The organism is Ectopseudomonas guguanensis (assembly GCF_900104265.1).
GTDB lineage: Bacteria > Pseudomonadota > Gammaproteobacteria > Pseudomonadales > Pseudomonadaceae > Aquipseudomonas > Aquipseudomonas guguanensis.
This window is the reverse complement of the sequence record NZ_FNJJ01000021.1, coordinates 1-22,619: the sequence shown is the minus strand read 5'-3', so window position 1 is coordinate 22,619 and position 22,619 is coordinate 1. Positions and strand designations below refer to the sequence as shown.

At 66.4% G+C, this 22,619-nt stretch carries 22 protein-coding genes; 14 read left to right on the top strand and 8 right to left on the bottom strand.

What is annotated here, in order from left to right; translation table 11 throughout:
- Positions 1-56: 56 nt before the first annotated feature.
- The 5 genes from BLS61_RS22860 to glcD all read right to left on the bottom strand — a co-directional run bounded on the left by BLS61_RS22860 (position 57) and on the right by glcD (position 6,767).
- On the bottom strand, positions 57-2,234 hold the full coding sequence (locus BLS61_RS22860) for a malate synthase G (protein WP_090435222.1): 2,178 nt from the start codon (positions 2,232-2,234) through the stop codon (positions 57-59).
- A 202-nt stretch (positions 2,235-2,436) separates the two neighbouring features.
- Positions 2,437-2,835: a heme-binding protein gene (locus BLS61_RS22855; protein ID WP_090435220.1), complete on the bottom strand. Its 399-nt coding sequence runs from the start codon at positions 2,833-2,835 to the stop codon at positions 2,437-2,439.
- A gap of 156 nt (positions 2,836-2,991) precedes the next feature.
- Complete coding sequence (gene glcF / locus BLS61_RS22850) at positions 2,992-4,209, bottom strand: glycolate oxidase subunit GlcF (RefSeq protein ID WP_090435217.1); 1,218 nt, start codon at positions 4,207-4,209, stop codon at positions 2,992-2,994.
- Between the two features lie 3 nt (positions 4,210-4,212).
- Positions 4,213-5,268, bottom strand: coding sequence for a glycolate oxidase subunit GlcE (gene glcE, locus BLS61_RS22845; protein WP_090435214.1), 1,056 nt, complete (start codon positions 5,266-5,268; stop codon positions 4,213-4,215).
- Complete coding sequence (glcD, locus tag BLS61_RS22840) at positions 5,268-6,767, bottom strand: glycolate oxidase subunit GlcD (protein WP_090435211.1); 1,500 nt, start codon at positions 6,765-6,767, stop codon at positions 5,268-5,270. The genes glcE and glcD overlap by 1 nt, the downstream gene beginning before the upstream one ends.
- Before the next feature lie 238 nt (positions 6,768-7,005).
- Between glcD and glcC the strand changes: the two genes are divergently transcribed.
- Positions 7,006-7,779: a transcriptional regulator GlcC gene (glcC, locus tag BLS61_RS22835; RefSeq protein WP_090435208.1), complete on the top strand. Its 774-nt coding sequence runs from the start codon at positions 7,006-7,008 to the stop codon at positions 7,777-7,779.
- A 126-nt stretch (positions 7,780-7,905) separates the two neighbouring features.
- Here the strand turns inward: glcC and flgA are convergent, their stop codons facing one another.
- Positions 7,906-8,610: a flagellar basal body P-ring formation chaperone FlgA gene (flgA, locus tag BLS61_RS22830; protein ID WP_244158001.1), complete on the bottom strand. Its 705-nt coding sequence runs from the start codon at positions 8,608-8,610 to the stop codon at positions 7,906-7,908.
- Between the two features lie 192 nt (positions 8,611-8,802).
- On the opposite strand from flgA, the gene flgB reads away from it, so the two are divergent.
- The 13 genes from flgB (at position 8,803) to BLS61_RS22765 (ending at position 20,533) form a co-directional block, all read left to right on the top strand.
- Positions 8,803-9,156 (top strand): flagellar basal body rod protein FlgB, encoded by a 354-nt coding sequence (flgB, locus tag BLS61_RS22825; RefSeq protein ID WP_090435202.1) that lies wholly within the window; start codon positions 8,803-8,805, stop codon positions 9,154-9,156.
- A gap of 2 nt (positions 9,157-9,158) precedes the next feature.
- The gene (gene flgC / locus BLS61_RS22820) at positions 9,159-9,587 is read left to right on the top strand and encodes a flagellar basal body rod protein FlgC (protein ID WP_090435199.1); all 429 of its coding nucleotides are present in this window, start codon (positions 9,159-9,161) and stop codon (positions 9,585-9,587) included.
- Positions 9,587-10,264, top strand: a complete 678-nt coding sequence (gene flgD, locus BLS61_RS22815) for a flagellar hook assembly protein FlgD (RefSeq protein ID WP_090435195.1) — start codon at positions 9,587-9,589, stop codon at positions 10,262-10,264. The genes flgC and flgD overlap by 1 nt, the downstream gene beginning before the upstream one ends.
- A 36-nt stretch (positions 10,265-10,300) precedes the next feature.
- Positions 10,301-11,488, top strand: a complete 1,188-nt coding sequence (flgE, locus tag BLS61_RS22810; protein ID WP_090435192.1) for a flagellar hook protein FlgE — start codon at positions 10,301-10,303, stop codon at positions 11,486-11,488.
- Positions 11,489-11,497: 9 nt separating this feature from the next.
- Positions 11,498-12,229 (top strand): flagellar basal body rod protein FlgF, encoded by a 732-nt coding sequence (locus tag BLS61_RS22805; RefSeq protein ID WP_090435190.1) that lies wholly within the window; start codon positions 11,498-11,500, stop codon positions 12,227-12,229.
- Positions 12,230-12,413: 184 nt separating this feature from the next.
- Positions 12,414-13,199 (top strand): flagellar basal-body rod protein FlgG, encoded by a 786-nt coding sequence (gene flgG / locus BLS61_RS22800; protein ID WP_090435187.1) that lies wholly within the window; start codon positions 12,414-12,416, stop codon positions 13,197-13,199.
- A gap of 5 nt (positions 13,200-13,204) precedes the next feature.
- Positions 13,205-13,867 carry a flagellar basal body L-ring protein FlgH gene (gene flgH / locus BLS61_RS22795; RefSeq protein WP_090435302.1) on the top strand — a complete coding sequence of 221 codons (663 nt, stop codon included), beginning with the start codon at positions 13,205-13,207 and terminating at the stop codon, positions 13,865-13,867.
- 9 nt (positions 13,868-13,876) lie between these two features.
- The gene (locus BLS61_RS22790) at positions 13,877-14,971 is read left to right on the top strand and encodes a flagellar basal body P-ring protein FlgI (RefSeq protein ID WP_090435184.1); all 1,095 of its coding nucleotides are present in this window, start codon (positions 13,877-13,879) and stop codon (positions 14,969-14,971) included.
- A 3-nt stretch (positions 14,972-14,974) separates the two neighbouring features.
- The gene (locus tag BLS61_RS22785; RefSeq protein ID WP_090435182.1) at positions 14,975-16,102 is read left to right on the top strand and encodes a lytic transglycosylase domain-containing protein; all 1,128 of its coding nucleotides are present in this window, start codon (positions 14,975-14,977) and stop codon (positions 16,100-16,102) included.
- A 3-nt stretch (positions 16,103-16,105) separates the two neighbouring features.
- The gene (gene flgK, locus BLS61_RS22780) at positions 16,106-17,473 is read left to right on the top strand and encodes a flagellar hook-associated protein FlgK (RefSeq protein ID WP_090435180.1); all 1,368 of its coding nucleotides are present in this window, start codon (positions 16,106-16,108) and stop codon (positions 17,471-17,473) included.
- Between the two features lie 23 nt (positions 17,474-17,496).
- A complete protein-coding gene (gene flgL, locus BLS61_RS22775; RefSeq protein WP_090435177.1) occupies positions 17,497-18,414 on the top strand; it encodes a flagellar hook-associated protein FlgL in 918 nt (305 codons plus the stop codon).
- Between the two features lie 15 nt (positions 18,415-18,429).
- Positions 18,430-19,452, top strand: coding sequence for a hypothetical protein (locus BLS61_RS22770; RefSeq protein WP_167358770.1), 1,023 nt, complete (start codon positions 18,430-18,432; stop codon positions 19,450-19,452).
- Positions 19,453-19,750: 298 nt separating this feature from the next.
- Positions 19,751-20,533, top strand: a complete 783-nt coding sequence (locus BLS61_RS22765; protein WP_090435171.1) for a type IV pili methyl-accepting chemotaxis transducer N-terminal domain-containing protein — start codon at positions 19,751-19,753, stop codon at positions 20,531-20,533.
- Positions 20,534-20,593: 60 nt separating this feature from the next.
- Here the strand turns inward: BLS61_RS22765 and BLS61_RS22760 are convergent, their stop codons facing one another.
- Both BLS61_RS22760 and BLS61_RS22755 read right to left on the bottom strand, forming a co-directional pair.
- Positions 20,594-21,574, bottom strand: a complete 981-nt coding sequence (locus BLS61_RS22760; RefSeq protein ID WP_090435168.1) for a DctP family TRAP transporter solute-binding subunit — start codon at positions 21,572-21,574, stop codon at positions 20,594-20,596.
- Positions 21,575-21,885: 311 nt separating this feature from the next.
- Positions 21,886-22,619, bottom strand: a 734-nt coding sequence (locus tag BLS61_RS22755) for a calcium-binding protein (protein WP_090435165.1), incomplete at its 5' end; no start/stop codon positions are given.

The window sequence follows — 22,619 nt, the reverse complement described above, 5'->3', positions numbered from 1 at the left end:
TAGCCGCGACAAGCAAGCTATAGAAAGCTCGCGGCTGAAGCCCCTCCCACAGTCATTCAAACCTCCTCTTTGAAACGCAAACGCCAGGCATGCAGCAGCGGCTCGGTATAGCCGGACGGCTGCTCGCGGCCCTTGAACACCAGATCACTGGCGGCGCGGAAGGCGTGGGATTGCTCGAAGTTCGGCGCCATCGGCCGGTAGGCCGGATCGCCGGCATTCTGCCCGTCGACCACCTGGGCCATGCGCTGCAGGGTCTCGCGCACCTGGGCCTCGCTGACCACGCCGTGGTGCAGCCAGTTGGCGATGTGCTGAGCCGAAATGCGCAGGGTGGCGCGGTCTTCCATCAGGCCGACGTTGTGGATATCCGGCACCTTGGAGCAGCCGACGCCCTGCTCGACCCAGCGAACCACGTAACCGAGGATGCCCTGGCAGTTGTTGTCCAGTTCCTGCTGAATATCGCTGGCGCTCCAGGGGCGTTCGGCACTGACCGGTACGCTGAGCAAGTCATTCAGCAGGCTGTCGCGCTGGCTGGCCAGGTCGATCAGTTCCAGCTCGCTCTGTACCGCCTGCACGTCGATCTGGTGATAGTGCAGGGCGTGCAGCACGGCGGCGGTCGGCGACGGCACCCAGGCGGTGTTGGCGCCGGCTTTCGGGTGGCCGATCTTCTGCTCGAGCATGGCTGCCATCAGATCCGGCATGGCCCACATGCCCTTGCCGATCTGCGCCTTGCCGCGCAGACCGCAGGCCAGGCCGACCAGCACGTTGTTGCGCTCGTAGGCGGCGATCCAGGCGCTGGATTTCATGTCGCCCTTGCGCAGCATCGCGCCGGCTTCCATGGCCGTGTGCATCTCATCGCCGGTGCGGTCGAGAAAGCCGGTGTTGATGAAGGCAACACGCGCGCTGGCGGCCTCGATGCAGGCCTTGAGGTTGACGCTGGTACGCCGCTCCTCGTCCATGATGCCCATCTTCAGGGTGCCCGCCGGCATGCCCAGCAGTTGCTCGACGCGACCGAACAGCTCGTTGGCGAAGGCCACTTCGAACGGCCCGTGCATCTTCGGTTTGACGATATAGACGCTGCCGGTGCGCGAGTTGCCGCGACGCTTGAGGTCATGCAGGGCGATCAGGCTGGTGACCACCGCATCGAGGATGCCCTCGGGAATCTCATGGCCTTCGCCATCGATGATCGCCGGGTTGCTCATCAGATGGCCGACATTGCGCACGAACAGCAGCGAGCGGCCGTGCAGGGTCAGTTCGCTGCCATCGGCGGCGGTGTAGACGCGATCGGGGTTGAGGCGCCGGGTGATGCGCTTGCCGCCCTTGTCCAGCTCCTCGGCCAGGTCGCCCTTCATCAGACCCAGCCAGTTGCGGTAGACCAGCACCTTGTCGGCGGCATCGACGGCGGCTACGGAGTCCTCGCAGTCCATGATGGTGGACAGCGCCGCTTCCATCAGCACGTCCTTCACCCCTGCGGCATCGGTGCGGCCGATGGAGCTCGCCGGGTCGATCTGGATCTCGAAGTGCAGGCCGTTGTTCTTCAGCAGCACGGCGCTCGGCGCGGCGGCCTCGCCCTGGAAGCCGACGAATTTCTCCGGTTGCGCCAGGGAAGTCTGTGCACCGCTGCTCAGGGTAACCTGCAGCTGGCCGGCGACCACGGCATAGGCGCTGGCGTCGGCGTGCGAGCCCTGGGCCAGCGGCGCGGCCTGGTCAAGGAAGGCGCGGGCGAAGGCGATCACCCTGGCGCCGCGTACTTCGTTGTAGCCCGGCCCCTTGCTGGCGCCACCCTCTTCGCTGATCGCATCGGTGCCGTACAGGGCGTCGTACAGCGATCCCCAGCGGGCATTGGCGGCGTTGAGTGCGTAGCGGGCGTTCATCACCGGCACCACCAGCTGCGGGCCGGCCTGGGTGGCGATCTCGCTGTCGACATTGGCGGTGGTCGCCTTGACCTTCTCCGGCTGCGGCAGCAGATAGCCGATGGATTCGAGGAAGGAGCGGTAGGCGCTCATGTCGGTGATCGGGCCGGGATGGGCGCGATGCCAGGCATCCAGCTCGCTCTGCAGGCGATCACGCTCGGCCAGCAGGGCGCGGTTGCGCGGTGCCAGGTCATGTACCAACGCATCGAAACCGCTCCAGAAGGCCGCCGCCTCGACACCGCTGCCGGGCAGCACCTCGCTTTCGATGAACTGCTTGAGCTCGGCGGCTACCTGCAGGCGCTGACATTGCACGCGTTCGGTCATTTTCCAGTTCTCCTGTCTGCATCCGCTTGCCTGGGATGCCTATGAATTTCGTCTCGCCTCGATCAGTCCTCTCGCCCCTCTGGGGGAGGGTTAGGGCGGGCCGCGTACGGAGAGGGGAATAGCGGCGTTTCGCGTCGCTTCCAGCCCTCTCCCCCAGCCCCTCTCCCGCAAGCGGGAGAGGGGAGAAAACGATGCGCGCTGCTTACAGCGCCGCAATACCCGCCTTGGCCACCTGCGCATCCTGCTCGGCCTTGACCCCGGACACGCCCACGGCGCCCACCACTTGGCCATCCACCAGCAGCGGCACGCCGCCCTCCAGCGAGGTGATCAGCGGCGCGCTGACGAAGGCGGTGCGGCCGCCGTTGACCATGTCCTCGTAGCCCTTGGTTTCGCGGCGGCCGATAGCGGCGCTGCGCGCCTTTTCGGTGGCGATATAGGCGCCGATCGGCGCGCAGCCGTCGAGGCGTTCCAGGGCCAGCGGGTGGCCGCCGTCGTCGACCACGGCGATGGCCACGGCCCAGCCCTGTTGCTGCGCTTCGCTGCGGGCCGCCTCGATGATCTGGGCGACTTCGTTCTGGCTGAGTACGGCTTTGTGTTGCATGGCATACCTCGTGTTCGCGGTTTCGTAGCCCGGATGCAATCCGGGATTTACGTCATGGGTGTTCCCGGATTTGATCGGGGCTACCGGAGAATAGCCGTGGGAGCGGCTTCAGCCGCGATAAAAGCTCGCCGCTAAAGCGCCTCCCACAGGCGTGGCTCATCCCATTGCCTCCTCGACTATCTCGATCCAGTGCCTTACCGGCGTGCGTCCGGCGCCGTCCAGATGGGTCTGGCAGCCGATATTGGCGGTGACGATGGCGTCCGGTTTGCCGCTTTCCAGGGCGTTGAGCTTGTTGTCGCGCAGCTGCCGCGACAGCATCGGCTGGGTCAGCGAATAGGTGCCGGCCGAGCCGCAGCACAGATGGCTGTCCGGCACGGCGGTCAGGCCGAAGCCGAGGCGCGTCAGCACGCCCTCCACCGCGCCGCCGAGCTTCTGCGCATGCTGCAGGGTGCAGGGGCAGTGGAAGGCCAGGCGCTGCTCGGCGCGTACCTGCAGCTGTTCCAGTGGCTCACCCAGCAGCACTTCGACCAGATCCCTGGCCAGGGCGCTGACCCGCGCCGCCTTGCTCGCATAGGCGGGATCGCTGGCGAGCAGATGGCCGTAGTCCTTGACGAAGGCGCCGCAGCCGCTGGCGGTCTGCACGATGGCCTCAATGCCGGACTCGATGGCCGGCCACCAGGCGTCGATGTTCTGCCGCGCGCGTTGCAGCCCGGCTTCCTGGGCGTTGAGGTGATAGTCCACGGCGCCGCAGCAGCCCGCCTCGCGGATCGGCGTGACGCTGATGCCGAGGCGATCGAGTACGCGCGCGGTGGCGGCGTTGGTGTTGGGCGACAGCCCCGGCTGCACGCAGCCTTCGAGCAGCAGCACACGGCGCGTGTGCTGCGTGGTCGGGCGTGGCTTGGCCGGGCGAACCTCGCGCGGCAGCTTGGCCTTGAGCGCGGCCGGCAGCAGTGGGCGCAGGGCCAGACCAGTCTGGGTCAGCGTCTTGAACAGCGCCGGGCGTGGCACCACGGCACGCAGGCCCTGGCGCAGCAGGCGTTCGTTCAGCGGCCGCGGCACCGCCTGCTCGACCACTTCGCGGCCGATATCCAGCAGGTTGTGGTACTGCACGCCGGATGGGCAGGTGGTCTCGCAGTTGCGGCAGGTCAGGCAGCGATCCAGATGTTCCTGGGTCTTGGTGGTCACTTCACCGCCTTCGAGCATCTGCTTGATCAGGTAGATGCGCCCGCGCGGGCCGTCCAGCTCGTCGCCGAGCAGCTGGTAGGTCGGGCAGGTGGCGTTGCAGAAGCCGCAATGCACGCAGGAGCGCAGGATGCGTTCGGCTTCCTCGGCGCGCGGCAGGCGCTTGGCCTGTTCACTCAAATTGGTCTGCACGTCTTATACCTCGGCGTACATGCGGCCAGGGTTGAAGATGCCCTGGGGGTCGAGTTGGTTCTTCAGCTGGCGCTGGTAACGCAGCAGAGGGGCAGCCAGCGGCTGGAAAGGTTGCGCCTGGCCGGCAGCGAAGCAGGTGGCATGGCCGCCGAGCTTGGCCGTCACGCGCTGGATCAGCTCGCCGTCGGCGTCCGTCTTCAGCCAGCGCTGCGCGCCGCCCCAGTCGATCAGCTGGCGACCGGGCAGGTCGAGCAGACCGCTATTGGCCGGCAGCGACAGGCGCCAGAGCGTGCCGCTGGCGCTGAAGAACGGCAGGCGTTGTTCGCGCAGTTCGTACCAGTAAGCGTTGTCGATCTCTTCGCCACCCAGGCGTTGGCGCGCGGCCAGAACCGAGCCTTCGCCACCTTCCAGGCGCAGGTGCAGCGCGGCACCGTCGTGGCTGGCGGCGCTGATCGGCAGCGGCTGCTGGCCCCATTCGGCGAGCTTGTTCAGGGCATGCAGGGCGTCCACTTCCAGGCGCAGGCTGAGCACCTGGCGCGGCTTGGGCAGCACCTTGAGCGAGACTTCGGCGAGCAGGCCGAGGCAGCCGAAACTGCCGGCCATCAGCCGCGACAGGTCGTAGCCGGCGACGTTCTTCATCACCTCGCCGCCGAAGCGCAGCAGCTTGCCCTGGCCGGTGATCACGCGGGTGCCGAGCACCTGGTCGCGCACCGAACCGGCCCAGGGTCGGCGCGGGCCGGACAGCCCGGCAGCAACCATGCCGCCCAGGGTGGCGCCATCGCCCAGGTGCGGCGGTTCGCACGGCAGCATCTGGTTGTTGGCCTCCAGCGCTGCCTCGATCTCGGCCAGCGGCGTGCCGGCCCGGGCAGTGAGCACCAGCTCGGTGGGGTCGTAGCTGACGATGCCGCGATGCTGGCGGGTATCCAGCACCTCGCCGCTGGTGGCGCGGCCCAAGTGGGCCTTGCTGCCGCTGCCTTGGATGCGCAGCGGGGTGGCACTGTTGAGTGCGTGGTTGACCTGTTCCAGCAGCGCGGCGCTGGCGTCGAAATCATGCGACATCAGAAACGCTCCAGTTCCGGGAAGGGCAGTTGGCCGTGGTGCACGTGCATGGCGCCAAACTCGGCGCAGCGGTGCAGGGTGGGGATGTTCTTGCCCGGATTGAGCAGGCCGCTCGGGTCGAACGCCGCCTTCACCGCATGGAACAGGGTGATCTCGTCGCTGTTGAACTGCGCGCACATCTGGTTGATCTTCTCGCGGCCGACGCCGTGCTCGCCGGTGATGCTGCCGCCGACCTTGACGCACAGCTCGAGGATCTTGCCGCCGATGGCCTCGGCGCGCTCCAGCTCGCCCGGCACGTTGGCATCGAAGAGGATCAGCGGGTGCATGTTGCCGTCGCCGGCATGGAACACATTGGCCACGCGCAGGCCGTATTCCTCGGACAGCTCGGCGATGCCGCGCAGTACGCCGGGCAGCTCGCGACGTGGGATGGTGCCGTCCATGCAGTAGTAGTCCGGCGAGATGCGCCCGACCGCGGGGAAGGCGTTCTTGCGTCCGGCCCAGAATTTCACCCGTTCGGCCTCGTCGCGAGCCAGGCGCACTTCGGTGGCGCCGGCCTTTTCCAGCACCTCACGCACGCGCTCGCAATCGTCGGCAACGTCGGCTTCCACGCCGTCCAGCTCGCAGAGCAGGATGGCTTCGGCCTCCACCGGGTAGCCGGCATGGATGAAATCTTCGGCGGCGCGAATGGCCAGGTTGTCCATCATTTCCAGGCCGCCGGGGATGATGCCGGCGGCGATGATGTCACCCACGGCGCGGCCGGCCTTCTCCACCGAGTCGAAGGCCGCCAGCAGCACCTTGGCCACCTGCGGCTTGGGCAGCAGCTTGACCGTCACTTCGGTGACGATGCCGAGCATGCCTTCGGAGCCGGTGAACAGCGCCAGCAGGTCGAAACCTGGCGCGTCCAGGGCGTCGCTGCCGAGGGTCATGGACTCGCCCTCGACGGTGAGGATGTCGACCTTGAGCAGGTTGTGCACGGTCAGGCCGTACTTCAGGCAGTGCACGCCGCCGGCGTTTTCGGCGACGTTGCCGCCGATGGAGCAGGCGATCTGCGACGAGGGGTCGGGGGCGTAATACAGGTCGAAGGGCGCGGCCGCCTGGGAAATCGCCAGGTTGCGCACGCCGGGCTGGACCCGGGCGAAGCGGCCTTCGCGGTTGACCTCGAGAATCTGGTTGAAGCGCGCCATCACCAGCAGGATTCCCTTTTCCAGCGGCAACGCGCCGCCAGACAGGCCGGTGCCGGCGCCGCGCGCCACCACCGGTACGCCACGGGCATGGCAGAGCTGCAGCAACTGCTGCACCTGCTCAATGCGCTCGGGCAGCACCACCAGCATCGGTGTGGTGCGGTAGGCGGACAGGCCGTCGCACTCGTAGGGCTTGAGGTCTTCGGCGGTATGCAGGATGTCGAGGTCGGGCAGGCACTGGCGCAACTCGGCCAGCAGCGCGGCCTTGTCGACCTTGGGTAGCGCGCCGTCGACGCGCTCGTCGTACAGAATGCTCATGGCAGGCTCAATCGTGGACGTTGTTCTTGTTGGCGGTCATGCCGCGACCATGGGCGCTATGTTTAGGCCGTCTGATTTTTCCCGTCCATCCTCCATGGTGCTGGTAGGACCAGTTTCTTTCGTCAGGCTTTCACCAGGATTCCGATAAAGGGCTTATGCTTTCTGGCCTGTGCTATGGCTTATGGCCTGAAAGCAGATGTCCGTTAAAACTGGTACGACCAGTGTGGGGAGGGCGGAAATGGAGGCGGATCAGGGCGCCGCACGGCGCCAAGTGAGCGATGTGGTGGCCGAGCGTATCGAGCGGCTGATTGTCGATGGCGTGCTCAAGGTGGGCCAGCCGCTGCCGTCGGAACGGCGCCTGTGCGAAAAGCTGGGCATCTCCCGTTCGGCGCTGCGTGAAGGGCTCAAGGTGCTGCGCGGGCGCGGCATCATCGAGACTGCGCAGGGCCGTGATTCACGGGTGGCCAAGCTCAGCGGCGAGCGCGACGCCAGCCCGCTGATGCACCTGTTCAACTCGCAGCCGCGCACGCTCTACGACCTGCTCGAGGTACGCGGCCTGCTCGAGGGAGAGTCGGCGCGGCTGGCGGCGCTGCGCGGCACCGAGGCGGATTTCGTGCTGCTGACCCGGCGTTATGAAGAGATGCTGGCGGCCCATGCCCAGGAGCAGCCGGTCGACCCGCGCGAGCATGCGCGCCTCGACCACGCCTTCCACCTGGCCATTTGCGAGGCCTCGCACAACCCGGTGCTGGTGCACACCCTGCAGTCGCTGACCGACCTGATGCTGAGCACCGTGTTCGCCTCGGTGAACAACCTCTACCACCGTCCGGCGCAGAAGCGGCAGATCGACCGCCAGCATTCACGGCTGTATCACGCGGTGATCGAACGTCTGCCGGAACAGGCCCAGCGCGCCGCGCGCGACCATATCCACAGCATTCGCGACAACCTGCAGGAGATCGAGCAGGAAGAGCAGCGCCTGGTGCGCGCCACCATGCGCCTGGAAGGCTGGGCGTAGGGCGGCAGAAAACCCGCCTGATAAGAGTGGCGGGTTGCACCCGCCTTGGATATTTGTGGGAGGGGCTTTAGCCGCGAGCCGCCAGACCCGCTCGCCGCGCAAGCGCCGCCCACGTGGCATGACAGCCTACCTGAAGGTGCTGGTCACCACGCCTTCTTCCACCACCTGCGCCTCGATCACCTTCTGGCTGCCGAGGTTGCGCACGCGGATCACCTCGCCTGCGCGGCCATTGGCCAGCGCCTCGCCGGTGGCCGAGGCGGAAATGCCGTCCTGGCTGGCGATGATGGTCACCTGCTGGCCACGGCGAATCAGCAGGGGGGCAGCCAGCAGGTTCGGCGCGATCAGCTGGCCGGCGCGCACACGGCGCTTGGCACCCTGGCCGACCACCTCATCGAGGCTGTTGTAGAAGCCGCGCGATGCCTTGCCGATGTTCACTTCCTGCAGTTGCAGCTGCTCGGCGGCGATGGTCTGGCCGCGCTCTATCACCCGCGCGGCGTGTACCACCGGCAGGAGGACGTTGGCCTGCACCAGGGCCGTGACGCTCCAGCCGGGGGTATCTGCGCAGCTCAGCTCCAGGCGCTGGCGCGACAACGCGGCAGGATCATCGCTGCCGACCGTCACGCGCAGCGCCCGGCTGCAGGCCGGCAGCCGCTCGGCGCTGCTCAGCAGACTGGTATCGAGGCTGTGGCGCATGCCCTGCCAGGCCTGGCGTTTGGCCTCGGCGGCGAGCTGCTGCTGCATGTGTGCGGCGATCGCCTGGTCGATCTGGCTGGCGGCATCCGCCTGCGCATGCGCCACCGTGGCCGGCTGCGTCACGAGGAGGAAGAGCACCGACGCGCAGGCGGAAAAAGCCTTTCCGCTTTTCCTCCCGGCGATACGCCGATGCGGAAAAAGGGCGACGCGAAAGTCCCCGATTGCTCTGGTAAAACCCTGAAAAATCAATGCAATACGACTCTCTTTTGGGTTGGGCACGCTTTGTGCTCAAGGCACCTGGGCACAACCTTGGGTTAAGGGTACCGGTGAATGAGTATACGGATTGATGACGTGGTGGGCGTGCATGGTCGCGCGCTCGAACTGCGCATGCAGCGCAGCGAAATTCTCGCGGCCAACCTGGCCAACGAGGACACCCCGGGCTTCCTCGCCCGTGATATCGACTTCGCCGGCGAGATGCAGCGCCTCGATCCGCAGCAGCGTTTCGCCGCCAGCAGCGCCGAGCTCAAGTACCGCGTACCGACCCAGCCGTCGCAGGACGGCAACAGCGTCGAGCTGAGTGTGGAGCAGGCCGCGTTCTCCAAGAACGCCATGGACTTCCAGACCAGCCTGACCTTTCTCAGCATGAAATTCCGCGGCCTGAAACAGGCCATCGAGGGGCGTTGAGCATGGCTTTCGACTCCATCTACCGCATCGCCGGTTCGTCGATGAACGCACAGACCGTGCGCCTGAATACCGTGGCCAGCAACCTGGCCAACGCCGACTCGGCGGCGGCCAAGGCCGAGGACGTGTACCAGGCGCGCAAGCCGGTGTTCGCCGCCGTCTACAACAACGACCAGCTGACCCGCGGCGTGGGCATGGGCGGCGCCCATGTGCAGGTGCTCGACGTGGTCACCGCCGGCCGCGAGCCGGTGCGCCGCTATGAGCCGGACAACCCCCTGGCCGATGACCAGGGCTACGTGTTCTACGCCGATATCGACCAGATCGAGGAGATGACCGACATGATGTCGGCCACTCGCAGCTTCGAGACCAGCGTGGAAGTGCTCAATCGCCTGAAAAGCATGCAGCAGGGCCTGCTCAAGCTCGGAGAATCCTGATGACCGCGGTCAGCAACAACAACCAGAACACTTCCGTCTACGGCATCGACGAGGCGGTCAAACAGGCGGTCAACGTCAGTGACGCGACCCAGCTGGAAAACAACTTCCTCACCCTGATGGTCGCGCAGATCCAGAACCAGGACCCGACCAAGCCGGTGGACAGCACCGAGTTCCTCAACCAGTTCGCCGCCATGAGCCAGGTCAAGAGCCTGGAGAACATGGCCTCGCTGAGCAAGAGCAACCTGGTGCTGCTGGACAATCTGCAGACCCTTACCGCAGCCGGCCTGGTCGGTCAGGAAGTGAAGGTGGCCACCGAGCGGCTGGAACTGGGCGCGGACAAGGCCAGGGGCGAGGTCAACCTCGAGCATGCCGCCGGCAAGCTGGCTCTGGTGATTACCGACAGCAACGGCGTGAAGAAGGAAATCGACCTCGGTTCCCAGGCGCCGGGGCGCGTGCCCTTCGAACTGGACCCCAAGGCCCTGGGCCTGGCGCCGGGCAGCTACAAGGTTGAGGTCAAGAGCGACAGCGGCGAGTACCCCAAGGTCGAGATGGCCGGCCGCGTCACCCAGGTGCGCGTCAGCGCCGAAGGCCCGGTGCTGGAAGTCATCGGCGTCGGCTCCGTGCCCTTCTACAACATCACCGAATTCGGCCAGACGCAGACCGCCGGTCTGCTCTGAACCCTCCCATTCGTTCAATTCAAAGGTCCAGTCGCCATGAGTTTCAACATCGCCATGACCGGCCTCAGCGCCGTCAACGAACAGCTCAACACCATCAGTAACAACATCGCCAACGCCGGCACCACCGGCTTCAAGTCGTCGCGCACCGAGTTCGGCAGCATCTACGCCGACAGCCAGGCGATGGGCGTGGAAGTGCTGGCCACCACCCAGAGCATCAGCCAGGGCGGCTCCCTGGTGACCACCGGGCGCAGCCTGGACCTGGCCATCTCCGGCGGTGGCTTCTTCGTCACCCGCGGCAGCAACGGTGACGTCAGCTACACCCGCGCCGGCGTGTTCGGCGCCGACAAGGACAACTTCATCGTCAGCGCCAGCGGGCAGAAGCTGCAGGGCTACCCGGTAGACGCCGCCGGCAACCTGCAGGTAGGTGCCATGGGCGACCTGCAGCTGCAGAACGCCAACCTGCCGGCGCGCGCCACCGACAGCCTGAAGTTCGTCATGAACCTGGACTCCAACCAGAGCGTGCCGACTGCCGCGCCCTTCGATCCGGCGGACGTCAACACCTACAACTCCACCTACACCACCAAGGTGTTCGACTCCCAGGGCAAGGAACACACCCTGACCCAGTATTTCGTCAAGACCGCCGACAACAGCTGGGAGGCCCACTACTACGCTGACGGCGCCGCGGTCGCTGGCCCGCAGGCACTGACCTTCGGCACCAACGGCAGCCTCACTGCGCCGGTCGGTCCGGTGGCCGTCGGCTTCCCGCTGCCGGGCGTGGACCCGATGAACATCGCCATCGACTACAGCAACTCCAGCCAGTACGGCTCCGACTTCGTCGTCACCAACAACCGCGCCAGCGGCTACGCGGCCGGCGAGCAGACCGGCCTGTCGGTGGAGAAGGACGGCATGGTCTACGCCAACTACAGCAACGGCCAGCGCATGCTGCAGGGCCAGGTGGCGCTGGCCAACTTCGCCAATGCCGGCGGCCTGAAGAACGTCAGCGGCACCGCCTGGGTGGAAACCGCCGAGTCCGGTGCGGCGCTGATCGGCGTGCCCGGCGTCGGCCCGTTCGGCGCACTGGTGGCCGGTTCGCTGGAGAACTCCAACGTCGACCTGACCCAGCAGCTGGTCGGCCTGATGGAGGGCCAGCGCAACTACCAGGCCAACACCAAGGTGCTGACCACCAACAAGGAACTCACCCAAGTGCTGTTCGGCGCGATCTGAGGCTGACCCATGGACCGTCTCGGCTATACCGCAATGACCGCCGCCAGCCGCACCATGAGCTCGCTCACGGTGCGCGCCAACAACCTGGCCAACGTCAACACCCCCGGCTTCCGTGCCGACCTGGAGCAGGCCCAGGCCGTCGCCGTGGAAGGCTACGGCTACGACAGCCGACACCTGGCGCGGGTGAAGAACAATGGCGTCAACCTGGCGCCCGGTGAACTGATGGCGACCGGCCGCGACCTCGACGTGGCGATCCAGGGCCGCGGCCTGTTCGCCGTCGAGGGCGACGACGGCGCCGAGCGCTACACGCGCAATGGCGCGCTGCAGGTCGACGCCGAGCTGCGCCTGACCCTGAACGGCCGCGCCGTGCTGGGCGAGGGCGGCCCCATCGTGCTGCCGGAGTACGACAGCCTGCATATCGGTCGCGACGGCACGGTGTCGGTGATCCCGCGCGGCGATTTCGTGACCGCCGAGGTCGATCGCATCCGTGTGGTCGACGTCGACGCTGCCGACCTGACCAAGGATGCCAGCGGACTGCTGGCGCGAACCGATGGCCAGCCGGCCGAGGACATGGAAGCGCCGGTGCTGGTTTCCGGCTATCTGGAAGCGAGCAACGTCGGTGCCATCGATCAGCTGGTGGCGACCATGAGCCTGAACCGCCTGTTCGAGACCCAGGTGAAGATGATGAAGGCCGCCGAGGACCTGTCCGAGGCCGGCAACCGGATGATTCGCGGTTCGTAGGCCCGCAGGACCGTAGGGTGGGCTTTAGCCCACCGGCTCGTTCTGCAATGGTGGGCTGAAGCCCACCCTACACACTGAAGCCGGCCCACCCCACGGGGTGACAGGACAAGACGCGTAGCCCGGATGCAATCCGGGAACATTTCCCCGGATCGCATCCGGGCTACAGACAAACGAGGTAACGCACATGAGTTCCGCCCTTTGGGTCAGCAAGACCGGCCTGGCCGCCCAGGACAAGGCCATGAGCGCCGTGGCCAACAACCTGGCCAACGTCAACACCAACGGTTTCAAGAGCGACCGCGTGGTGTTCGAGGACCTGTTCTACGCCATCGAGCTGCAGCCCGGTGCCCAGGCCGATCAGGTCAACACCGTGCCTTCCGGCATTCAGCTGGGTAGCGGCGTGCGCGTGGCCGGCACGCAAAAGGTGTTCACCGAAGGCAGCATCCAGACCACCGGCCAGCCCATGGACCTGGCGATCATCGGTGCCGGCTTCTTCCAGGTGGAAGCGCCCAACGGCGACATCTACTACACCGAAAACGGCCAGCTGCAGCTCAACGCCGAAGGCATGATCGTCAACTCCCAGGGCCTGCCGCTGACGCCGAACATCGAAGTGCCGGCCGGCAGCAGCCGCTTCACCGTGGGCAGCGACGGCATCGTCACCGCGGTGCTGGCCGGCGACACCCTGCCGTCGGAGCTGGGCCAGATCACTCTGGTCAACTTCACCAACCCGGGTGGCCTGGAAGCCCTCGGCGGCAACCTCTATCGTGAAACCGTGGCCAGCGGCGAGCCGGTCGAGGGCGTGCCGGGCGAAGAGGGCCTGGGCACCATCAAGCAGGGCGTGCTGGAAGGCTCCAACGTGCAGGTGGTCGAGGCCATGGTGGCGATGATCTCCATCCAGCGCGCCTACGAGGCCAACGCCAAGGTGCTTGACGCCGCGTCCGGCATGCAGCAGTTCCTCAACCAGACCGTGTGACCGCCATGAAACGCCTGCTCCCGCTTGCCCTGTTGCTGACCCTGGGTGGCTGCGCCAGCTTCAACGAGATGCTGCCCGACGAGGACTCCAGCCACTACGAGCCACTGGCGCTGGACTACAGCGTGCCGCCGACCACCAGCGGCGGGCTGTTCCGCAGCGGCTACAGCGGCTCGCTGGTCGGCGACAAGCGCGCGGTGCGGGTCGGCGACATCCTCACCGTGGTGCTGGACGAGTCCACCCAGTCGAGCAAGAGCGCCGGCACCAGCTTCGGCAAGAAGTCCGGGGTTTCGGTGGGCGTTCCCACCGTGCTGGGCAAGCAGTATGACCAGCTGGAAAGCTCCGCTGCGGCCGAGCGTGATTTCAACGGCTCGGCGCGCAGCTCGCAGCAGAACACCCTGCGCGGCTCCATCGCGGTCACCGTGCATCAGGTGCTGCCCAACGGCACCCTGCTGATCAAGGGCGAGAAGGCCCTGCGCCTCAACCAGGGCGACGAGTACATCCGCCTGGTTGGCCTGGTGCGGGTCGACGACATCAACCGCAGCAACCAGGTGTCCTCGCAGAACGTGGCCAACGCGCGCATTTCCTACGCCGGCCGCGGCGTGCTCAACGACAGCAACTCGGCAGGCTGGCTGACGCGCTTCTTCACCCACCCGATCTTCCCGCTCTGAGGCCTGGTCATGCTCAAACGCTCACTCGTCGCCCTGCTTCTGGCCTGGCCGCTGTCGACCACCGCCGTGCCGCTGATGGACCTGGTGGACATCGAAGGCATCCGCGGCAACCAGCTGATCGGCTATGGCCTGGTGGTCGGTCTCGACGGCACCGGCGACAAGAACCAGGTTAAGTTCACCAGCCAGTCGGTGGCCAACATGATCAAGCAGTTCGGCATCAACCTGCCGCCGAACGTCGATCCCAAGCTGAAGAACGTCGCCGCCGTCACCGTCACCGCGGAAATCCCGCCGTCCTACAGCCCGGGGCAGACGGTGGACGTCACCGTCGCCTCGCTGGGCGACGCCAAGAGCCTGCGCGGCGGCCAGCTGCTGATGACCCCGCTGCAGGGCGTCGACGGTGAAACCTATGCCCTGGCCCAGGGCGCCATCGTCGTCGGCGGCCTCAATGCCACCGGCCAGAGCGGCTCCAGCGTGGCGATCAACTCGGCCAACAGCGGCCGTGTGCCCAACGGCGCCACCGTCGAGCGGATGATCCCCAGCGACTTCAGCGAGCGTGACGAAGTCATGCTCAACCTGCGCCAACCCAGCTTCCAGACCGCCGCCCGGGTGGTCGAGGCGGTCAACGGCCGTTTCGGCAGCGGCACCGCCAGCGCCCTGAACTCGACCAAGATCGCCATTCGCGCACCCATTACCAGCACCCAGCGCATCGGCTTCATGGCCATGTTGGAGGGTCTCGAAGTGGAAGAAGGCCGCGAGCGGCCCAAGGTGGTGTTCAACAGCCGCACCGGTACCGTGGTGGTCGGCCAGGGCGTGCGCGTCAAGGCCGCCGCCGTGGCTCACGGTACGCTGACCGTGACCATCAGCGAGAACCCGCAGGTTAGCCAGCCCAATGCCTTTTCCAGCGGCCAGACCGCTGTGGTGCCGCGCTCCGACGTCGCCGTCAGCCAGGACAAGAACGCCATGTTCAAGTGGCCCGACGGCGCCAGCCTGGACAGCATCATCAGCACCGTGAACAGCCTCGGCGCCACTCCGGACGATGTCATGAGCATCCTCCAGGCGCTGGAACAGGCCGGTGCCCTCAATGCCGAACTGATCGTGATCTGAGCCATGAGCATCGTTTCCCTCGCCCAACACATGAACAGCCACCGCGGCAGCGCCGACGGAATCGGTACCGCCCGCGAGCAGCAGTTGCAGGCCGCCGCCGAGCAGTTCGAGGCGCTGTTTTTGCAGCAGATCCTCAAGCAGATGCGCAAGGCCAGCGACGTGCTCGCCGAAGGCAACCCGATGCGCAGCCGCGAGATGGACACCATGCGCGACTTCTACGACGAAGTACTGGCCGAGACCCTGGCCGGGCGCAAGCAGACCGGCATCGCCGACATGCTGGTCAAGCAGCTGTCCGGCTCGGCGTCCCTGACGCCGGACCTGGAGGCCGCCGCGGCAGCGGCGCGGGTCGCCGAGCTGCCGTCGCGCAGTGGCAGCCTGCTGGAGCCGCTGCGCAGCACCTGGCAGCGCGGCGTCGAAAGCCTCGGCCAGGCCTGGGACAAGGGGTCGGCGGGCTTTCTCGCCCTGGTCGAGCGGGTCATCCAGCAGGAGTCGGCCGGCCGCGTCGATGCCGTGTCGCCCAAGGGCGCGCGCGGCCTGATGCAGCTGATGCCGGACACCGCGCGGGAGATGGCCGCCGAGCTCGGCCTGCCGTTCGACGAGGCGCGCCTGACCAGCGATGCCGCGTACAACCGCCGTCTCGGCAGCGCCTACCTGGACAAGATGCTGCAGCGCTACGACGGGCACCAGGCCCTGGCGCTGGCCGCCTACAACGCCGGCCCCGGCCGCGTCGACGAATGGCTCAAGGTGCACGGCGACCCGCGCCGCGGCGAGATCGCCACCGGCGCCTGGATCGAGTGTATTCCCTTCCAGGAAACCCGTGACTACACGCGCAAGATTCTCGGCGACCTGGCCAAGACCGAGGCGGCGCCCGCGCCTGCGCGCGATGCCCAGGCCAGCAGCCCGCTCAGCGCGCAGACCCGCCAGCAGCTGGCCAGTGCCCTGAGCGCCGACAGCGGCCTGCTGCTCGGCGCCGTGGCCGGCAAGCAGGCGCTGGTGCGCGGCGAATTTAAGTCCGCCGCCGATTCCGTCGCCCTGTCCTCAGTAACAGCCCAATCCGCTGCCGACGACGCCCGTGCGCCGCGTCTGGCGGCCTTCGCTCAGCCGATGCGCTTCGAGCGGCAGGAGAGTTAATTCGTGAGCATCCTCAACCAGATCGCCTACAGCGGCGTGCGTGCCAGCCAGGTCGCCCTGGCCAGCACCGGGCAGAACATCGCCAACGTCAACACCCCCGGCTTCAGCCGCCTGCAGACCATCACCGGGTCGCTGGCCGGGCAGGGCGGGCTGAGCGTCGGCGGCGGCGTCGAGGTGATCAGCATCCGCCGCATGACCAACGAATTCCACAACCAGCAGCTGTGGCGCGCCACCACCGAGCAGAGCTTCTACAGCGCCTCGCAGCAGTACCTGACCGCGCTGGAAGCACTGATGTCCGGCAGCGGTTCGAGCATCAGCGCCGGCCTCGACCAGTTCTTTGCCGCCCTGAGCGAGGCCAGTGCCACGCCGGGCTCCATCGCCCTGCGTCAGCAGATCATCAGCGAGGCCGGCAACCTGGCGCAGCGCTTCAACGGCCTGAACAGCAACATCGACGCGCAGATCAAGGCGCTGCAGGAGCAGCGCAGCGCCATGGCCACCGAGATCAACGGCCTGACCGAGAACATCGCTCTGCTCAACAAGAAGATCGTCGAGACCGAGTCGGTCAAGGGCGACAGCACCGCGCTGCGTGATCATCGCGAAAGCCTGATTGGCCAGCTCAGCCAGTTCGCCAAGCTGCGCGTCAACGAAACCCCGGACGGCTCGGTCAGCGTTGCCCTGGCCAACGGCCAGCCGCTGGTGGCCGGGCCCACCGCCGGCCAGCTCAAGGTGGCGATGACCGCGAGCGGCGAGCAGGACGTCAGCCTGGCCTTCGCCGGCACCAGCTTCCCGCTGCGCCAGGACGGCTTCGGCGGCGCCTTCGGTGGTCTGCATGACGTCGAGTACGCCAGCCTGCGGCCGAACCAGCAGGCCCTGCACGACATGGCCAGCCAGCTGACGCAGATGGTCAACGACGTGCTGGCCACCGGCTTCGACCTGGCCGGCAACCCCGGTCAGCCGCTGTTCGCCTACGACCCCAACAGCACCACCGCCCTGCTGCGTGTCGAGGCCCTGACCGCCGAGCAACTGGCGTTCTCCTCGGCCGCCGGCGAGAGCGGCAACAACGAGGTGCTGCTCGACCTGCTCGGCCTGAAGAACCAGACCATCACCCTCAACGGCAGCCAGGTCACCCTCAACGACGCCTACGCCGGCCTGCTCGGCCAGGTGGCAAGCGACAGCCGGCAGAACCAGGCCGACCTCAAATCCGCCACCGCCGTGACCCAGCAGGCGCAATCGCAGCGCGACAGCGTTAGCGCCGTGAGCCTGGACGAGGAAGCGGTCAACCTGATGACCTACCAGCAGGCCTACCAGGCCAACATGAAGGTGATCAGCACCGCCAACCAGTTGTTCGACGACATGCTTGCCGCCTTCTGACGCGGCTTCAGAGAGATTCAGCCATGATGCGCATCACCAACTCGCAGATCACCTCGATGATGCACAACTCGATGAACGCCAGTTCCGCCGAGTTGGGCAAGCTGATGCAGCAGATGGCCACCGGCAAGCGCATCCTGCTGCCGTCCGACGATCCCATCGCCAGCGTGCGGGTGCTGCGCGTGCAGCGCGAGGAGGCGAGCCTGGAGCAGTTTCGCAAGAACATCGCCAACGTCTCCGGCAGCCTGTCGACCCAGGAGGCCAACCTCAAGTCCACCTCCGACGCCATGCTCAACGTGCGCGACCTGCTGCTGTGGGCGGCCAACGGCTCCAACACCAGCGAAGACCTGGCGGCCATGGCTGGCGAACTGTCGATCATCGAGGACACCATCTTCAGCTTCGCCAACGTGCGCGACGAGGAGGGCCGCTACCTGTTCTCCGGCACCCTCAGCGACACCCCGGCGCTGGCCTTCGATGCCGCGACCCAGACCTACAGCGTCACCGGCAACGACAAGCACCGTCAGGCCGCCGTGGCCAACGGCGTGCTGGTGGACGAGAACGTCACCGCGGCCAGCGTCTTCGGCGCGGGCGTGGACATGCTCAACCAGCTGCGCGGGCTGATCAACACGCTGCGCGACCCGGCGCTGGACGTCACCGACCCGGCCGTACGCCAGCAGATCGTCGATACCCTTGGCGCACTGGATGACACCCATGGCCGGGTGCTCGGCTCGATCACCGAGCTGGGCGGCCGGCAGAATGCCCTGAGCCTGCTCAAGGACAGCAACGAGGACGTCTCGCTGGTCAACCAGAAGATCGAAGGCGAGCTGTCGCAGCTGGACTACGCCGGTGCCACCATCGACCTGAACAACTATCAGCTGGCCCTCGGCGCGACGCAGAAGACCTACCTGAAGATCAACCAGATGTCGCTGTTCAGTCTTCTCTAAGGAGTGGCGCCTGTGATCAAGGTCGACAAACAGCTGCCGGTCGTCACCGCCCTCGATCCGCAGGCGCGGCGCCCGGTGCAGGGCGAGCAGGCGGTGCAGCGCCAGCGCAAGCAGATGCCCGCCGAGCCCGCGGCGCAGCCGCGCGGCAAGAGCACCAGCTTCAACCTGCAGCTCAACCAGCAACTGACCTCGATGCAGGCCGCCGACAGCTACCTCGGCGAACTGGCCGGGCGCCTCGGCCAGCTCAAGCTCAGCCTCAGCCGCGAGCTGAGCAATGCCCAGGCCGGCGAGCGCGAAGGCCTCAAGCGCGAGCTGGAACAGGTGCGTCAGCTGCTCGCCGAGCGCGGCCAGCGTTCCAGCGAGGCGCTGGATGCCAGCTTCAAGCTGCGCCTCACCGAGCCGGTGCGCAGCCGCTTCAGCCTGCAGGGTCTGGAATCCATGGCGACCATCCAGCAGGCCGGCAAGGAAACCCTGCTGTTCAGCGCCGGGCGCAAGCTGGCCGAGCCGCTGGCGGTGGTGCTCGACGAGGGCCTGAGCGAGCAGCAGATTCTCCGCCGCTTCAATGCCGGCCTTGGCCCGGCCGGCATCCGCGCCGAAGTGGATAACGGCGGCGCGCTGAAATTCAGCGCCCGCGAAAGCGAATGGCAGCAGCTCAAGGGCGAGCTGCGCGTGCAGGGCGAGGGCAAGCTGGCGGCCAAGGCCGCGGCGCCCGTGGTCAGCCAGGAAGACCAGTTGCTGCGCCTGCCCGATGCCGCCCGCCTGGACGGCGCGCGCGAGATGCGCCGGGCGCTGGACGAAGTGGTGGCGGCGCTGGACAAGATTGGCGCGCTGCGCGAGCAGCTCAGCCATCGCCAGGAAGAGATCCGCGAGTTTCTCGCCCGCCATGCCGAGCAGAACGAACGTGAATGGGCGCGCGACTTCGCCGGCGAGGTGTTCAACCTGATGCGCCGCAGCCCCAGCAGCTACGCCGCGGTGACCCAGACCGTGGTGGCCCAGGCCAACATCAGCAGGTCCACGGTGGTCAGCCTGCTGTCCTGATCAGGATTGCGCCAGCGCCTCGGCCGTCAGTCGTCTTCCCCTGTGTTGCTGGGCGACTGGCGGCTTTTTTATCTTGCGGCGAGGTGGATGACGACCAGTCGTCCGCTTCATGACCGGCCGCACAGAATGATGGCACTTTAACAGCTATCATGGCGCCCTTTCCCGCAGCATCTGGGCCCAGTGCCCGTCAGAACTGCCCCCCGCATTCCAATAAAAACCCCGTATTCAAGGGTTCATTCGTCACTGCCGGCATTCGCCAGCGGTGCATAGCCCCGTTCTCGAAAATTGGAGTACCGACGTGTTGAAGAAGTACCTGACCCTCATTCTGCTCGCCTGCACCGCGCTGGTGAGCATGCCCGGCCTGGCGCAGTTGAGCGATTCCGAAGCCATGAATATGGCCGGTCTGCAGCGCTCGCTGACCCAGCGCATGGCCAAGAACTATCTGATGATCGGCGCCGATGTGCGTGTCGATGCTGCCCAGCGCCAGTTGAAGGAAACCATCGAGCGCTTCGACGCCAGCCAGAAGGCGCTGGCGGGCTATGCGCCGACTGCCGAAATCAAGGCCGCGCTGGCCAAGGTCGATGCCACCTGGGCCGTCCATCGCCAGCAGATCGAAGCCAAGCCGGAGCAGGCCAAGGCGGCGCAAATGCTCGCCACCAGCGAGGAGCTGCTGCAGCAGGCGCAGAATGTCAGCGACCTGATGGGCAAGCATCTGGGCGCCATGGGCGCTTCCGTGCACCGCACCGGCTGGGCACGCGTGCAGACCCAGCGCATCGCCATGCTCTACATGGCCAAGTCCTGGCGTGTGCCGGCGCCGGACCTGGACGCCAAGCTGGACAAGGCCGTGAGCGACTTCGAAACCATCCTCAAGGAACTGGAAGCCCGCGGTACGCCGAACGAGGAGATCGCCAACGCGCAGCGCCGCGCCCGTGCCCACTGGGGCTTTACCCTCAAGGGCATCGACCTGCACGCCGCGCAGGACTTCGTGCCGACCGCGATCACCGTCAGCACCGACTCGCTGTTCCGCCAGCTCAACGAGCTGACCCGCCTTTACGCCGGCCTGCAGGCCAAAGAGGCCTGAGTGCCCGGCGGCCTGCAACGGCGCCGGTAGCGCCGGCTGCAGGTCTTTGGCAGAGGACGGTCAGCGGCGGTTGACCGTCTGCGCCGCACGCAGCACGTCGCTGCCGATCCTGCCTTCGTATTCCTGCCACAACGGCTGCATCGCCGCGCGCCAGGCGGCACGCTGCTCGCCGCTGAGGCTGACGAGCTGGCTGCCGGCCGCGGTCAGACGCTGGCGATCGCGGGCATTGAGCGCTTCGGCCTCGCTATTCACCGCCAGGGTGACCTCGTCGATGATCGCCTCCAACTGCACGCGAATCTGATAAGGGATGCTGGTCCAGAAGCCGGAATTGCTCACCAGCATGTAACTCAGCACGCCGTGATCGGTTTCCGTGACATAGGGCTGCAGCGCGCCCAGCTGCTGGCTGGCGAGGTTCGACCAGGTGTTCTCCGCACCCTGTACGCGCCCGGCCTGCAGGGCGGCGCGGGTTTCGGCGAACGGCAGGCGCAGGCTGCTGGCGCCGACCCGGGCGAACTGCTGCTCGAGAATTTCCGACGGCTGGATGCGGAACGCCAGGCCGGCGGCGTCGGCGGGCGTGTGCAGCGCGCGGGTGGCCGAGAGCTGTTTCATGCCATTGTTCCAGTAGGCCAGGCCGTAGATGCCGTGGCTGGCCATCGAACGCAGCAGCTCGCGACTCTTCTCGCGCTTCTGGAAGCGCTTGACCGCCTCCAGGTCATCGAACAGGAAGGGCAGGTCGAACACCTGCAGCTGCGTGGTGTATTGCTCGAACTTCGACAGCGACGGCGCCAGCAGTTGCACCTTGTTGTCGCGCAGCGCCTGCAGCTCGTCAGCATCGCCGAACAGCGTGGAGTCGGGATACACCTCCACCTGTACCTTGCCGGCCAGGCGTTCCTCGGCCAGGCGCTTGAACATCAGGGCGCCCTTGCCCTTGGGCGTGTCCTCCGCCACCACGTGGGAGAACTTGATCAGGATCGGTTCGGCCAGGGCCTGGGCAGAGCACAGCAGGGTGGCGAGGGCAACCGCCAGAGAGGTCTTGAACATCGACATACCTTTTACGGAAAACGCACGGCGAGGCCTGCGCCGAAACTGGCGGGCCTGGATGCGAATTGGGATGGCTTGCAGGGTTCGGCCTGGCGGATGACGCCGGCCTCGCCCCCTCGGGGACTACCGGATCGATGCCCGGTTATTGTTGGCATGCTGTCGCTGACTCATCGGTCATCGACAGAGAGCGCGCATTCTTGCGAAAGCACGGTGCCGGCACAAGGCGGGTTTCATGAACCGGCGCGCATTCCGGGGAAGTTCTGCGTGCAGCTAAGGATAAGGGCTGGATTACCAGCCCTTATCTATGCGTACTACTGCCAGTTGGCTGCGATAACCAAGTCCAGTTGTTCCTTCTGAGTCGGTGTCAGGCCGCTTTCGCCACCAGCGGGAGCGCCAAAGGCTGCCATGGCATTCACCAAGTTATTGACCTGGCTGGAGCTTAGCGCGCGCCCATCATCTAGTTGGAACTGCTCAACCTGGCTGGACGTGCTGCTGTACCAGTTCTTGATGAAAACTTGGTCATCGGTACCCAGTAACTGGAGCTGCAGGTCGTTACCGCTGCGGCCCAGCCAGATCTGCTCGGCACCAATACCTTCGCCGAAACGCAGCACGTCAGTGACATTGGCATATCCGTTAGCGATTTCGTAGATGGTGTCGGCGCCGTCGCCGAGGTTGAACAGGTAGGTGTCGCTGTAGAAGCTGCCATGGAGGGTGTCATCCCCGGTGCCGCCGACGAAGAGGTTGTCGCGGGCAGTAGTGCTGACCTTGAGGGTGTCGTTACCGGCACCGCCATAGAGGCGATTGGTCCCGGTGCCGCCATCGATGACATCGTTACCTGCACCGCCGTGCATCTCGTCGATACCGGAGTAACCGATCATCTCGTCTTTGCCATCGGTGCCAAACTGCATCAGCCCCTGCTGGGTGATTTGCGCCCAGGTCAGAGAGGAGCCGTCAGCAAACTCCAGGCGTTCGATCAGTGCATTGCTGTTGACCGTAGCAGTGGAACTGGTGCCACTGAAGACGTTCTTGACGATGACCTTGTCGG

What these genes read in the sequence shown, in the direction of transcription:
- BLS61_RS22860 (WP_090435222.1), bottom strand. Translation starts at nt 2,234, where the DNA reads ATGACCGAACGCGTGCAATGTCAGCGCCTGCAGGTAGCCGCCGAGCTC.
- BLS61_RS22855 (WP_090435220.1), bottom strand. Translation starts at nt 2,835, where the DNA reads ATGCAACACAAAGCCGTACTCAGCCAGAACGAAGTCGCCCAGATCATC.
- glcE (WP_090435214.1), bottom strand. Translation starts at nt 5,268, where the DNA reads ATGTCGCATGATTTCGACGCCAGCGCCGCGCTGCTGGAACAGGTCAAC.
- glcD (WP_090435211.1), bottom strand. Translation starts at nt 6,767, where the DNA reads ATGAGCATTCTGTACGACGAGCGCGTCGACGGCGCGCTACCCAAGGTC.
- glcC (WP_090435208.1), top strand. Translation starts at nt 7,006, where the DNA reads ATGGAGGCGGATCAGGGCGCCGCACGGCGCCAAGTGAGCGATGTGGTG.
- flgB (WP_090435202.1), top strand. Translation starts at nt 8,803, where the DNA reads ATGAGTATACGGATTGATGACGTGGTGGGCGTGCATGGTCGCGCGCTC.
- flgC (WP_090435199.1), top strand. Translation starts at nt 9,159, where the DNA reads ATGGCTTTCGACTCCATCTACCGCATCGCCGGTTCGTCGATGAACGCA.
- flgD (WP_090435195.1), top strand. Translation starts at nt 9,587, where the DNA reads ATGACCGCGGTCAGCAACAACAACCAGAACACTTCCGTCTACGGCATC.
- flgE (WP_090435192.1), top strand. Translation starts at nt 10,301, where the DNA reads ATGAGTTTCAACATCGCCATGACCGGCCTCAGCGCCGTCAACGAACAG.
- BLS61_RS22805 (WP_090435190.1), top strand. Translation starts at nt 11,498, where the DNA reads ATGGACCGTCTCGGCTATACCGCAATGACCGCCGCCAGCCGCACCATG.
- flgG (WP_090435187.1), top strand. Translation starts at nt 12,414, where the DNA reads ATGAGTTCCGCCCTTTGGGTCAGCAAGACCGGCCTGGCCGCCCAGGAC.
- flgH (WP_090435302.1), top strand. Translation starts at nt 13,205, where the DNA reads ATGAAACGCCTGCTCCCGCTTGCCCTGTTGCTGACCCTGGGTGGCTGC.
- BLS61_RS22790 (WP_090435184.1), top strand. Translation starts at nt 13,877, where the DNA reads ATGCTCAAACGCTCACTCGTCGCCCTGCTTCTGGCCTGGCCGCTGTCG.
- BLS61_RS22785 (WP_090435182.1), top strand. Translation starts at nt 14,975, where the DNA reads ATGAGCATCGTTTCCCTCGCCCAACACATGAACAGCCACCGCGGCAGC.
- flgL (WP_090435177.1), top strand. Translation starts at nt 17,497, where the DNA reads ATGATGCGCATCACCAACTCGCAGATCACCTCGATGATGCACAACTCG.
- BLS61_RS22760 (WP_090435168.1), bottom strand. Translation starts at nt 21,574, where the DNA reads ATGTTCAAGACCTCTCTGGCGGTTGCCCTCGCCACCCTGCTGTGCTCT.